The following is a 1,320-nucleotide window of genomic DNA, read 5'->3' as shown; positions in this document are numbered from 1 at the left end:
ATATTAGATTATAAAATAGGTGATCAAATGTAACTTGAGTGAGCGGATGTTCGATGTATAATCGAATAATATGAGTTCTTAACGCAAATCTACAAATACTGCCTTAAGTGAATTATTTGTTAATTACAGGTTAATTAGAATATGCCGAATAATATTCAAGACGTTTCCGAAGAAAATACTGATGTACTCACTGAGATCGCTGTCGCTTATTATCAAGACGGCGCGACACAGGAAGAAATATCCAAGAAGTTTTCTATCTCACGTGCAAAGGTAGGGCGAATGCTCAAGCAAGCACGTGATGAAGGTATTGTTGATATTACGGTGAAATACCACCCTGTATTTAGTGCCAAGATCGAGCAACGTTTGATTGAACGTTTTGGTGTAAAGCGTGCCTTGGTTGCACTCGACCAACCAAGAGAAGAACAACAACGTTTACAAGTTGCTGGGTTAGTGTCTAAGTACCTTACTAGCTCATTGAAAAATGGCATGGTTGTGACAGTTGGTCAGGGGCGAAATGTTTCGTCTGTTGCCCATCACATTGGGGTAATCACTCCACGTGATTGTAAATTCGTGTGTGGGATTGGTGGCATTCACCCAAGAGGCGGTATGTTTAATGCGGACCACATTTGTCGTCAGCTTGCCAAAAAGTACGGTGGTAGCTCTGAGACTTTGTACGCCCCTGCGTATGCAGAGAATCGCGCCCAAAAACTGGCATTCATGCAAAACGCGACAGTAAAGCAAACTCTCGATTTAGCGCGTAAGGCTGACGTTGCATTAGTCGGTATTGGTGATATGAGTGAAAACAGCTACATGGTGGACTTAGGTTGGTTTACCGCGGATGAAGTTGTGCAATCAAGGCTTCACCAAGGTGTCGTAGGTGACTTTGCTGGTTATGACTTTTTCGACGTTTACGGGCAAGCTGCGGATACGGTAATGAGTGACCGTGTTATCGGGTTAGGCTTAGAAGAGTATCGCTCTATTTCGGAAGTAATAGCGATTGCCGCAGAAAACAGTAAACCATTGGCTTTATTGGGCGCTTTAAGAACAGGGGTTGTTGATGTTATAGCGACCAGTGTAAGTAACGCACTTACTGTACTTAACCTTGATGAGCAAATGCAGAGAAGCGGTCAATAAAGAGAAACGCGACAATTCACCTTGGGTTCTCAATAAGATTACCCAAGGACGATCTCCGTTACAACCTAGGCGGTTTTTTTCTGCTTAGTATCTGCTGCAGTTGTCAGGTATTCCGTCAGTTGATCTGGGCTCAAGGGCTTAGAAAATAAGTACCCTTGTAATATGTCACAATTCATTGATTTTAAT

Annotated in this window: 1 protein-coding gene; it reads left to right on the top strand. The window is 42.7% G+C overall.

Annotated features, from left to right (window positions below):
- Positions 1-141: 141 nt before the first annotated feature.
- A complete protein-coding gene (locus L4C33_RS22295) occupies positions 142-1,134 on the top strand; it encodes a sugar-binding transcriptional regulator (RefSeq protein WP_428814561.1) in 993 nt (330 codons plus the stop codon).
- The last annotated feature ends 186 nt before the right edge of the window (positions 1,135-1,320 follow it).

The organism is Vibrio makurazakiensis, assembly GCF_050337375.1.
In the GTDB taxonomy this organism is placed as follows: Bacteria; Pseudomonadota; Gammaproteobacteria; order Enterobacterales; family Vibrionaceae; genus Vibrio; species Vibrio makurazakiensis.
The sequence above is the reverse complement of the archived record's forward strand: the minus strand, read 5'-3'. Positions and strand labels throughout refer to the sequence as shown.

Coding starts and splice junctions, on each gene's coding strand:
- L4C33_RS22295 (WP_428814561.1), top strand. CDS start 142: ATGCCGAATAATATTCAAGACGTTTCCGAAGAAAATACTGATGTACTC.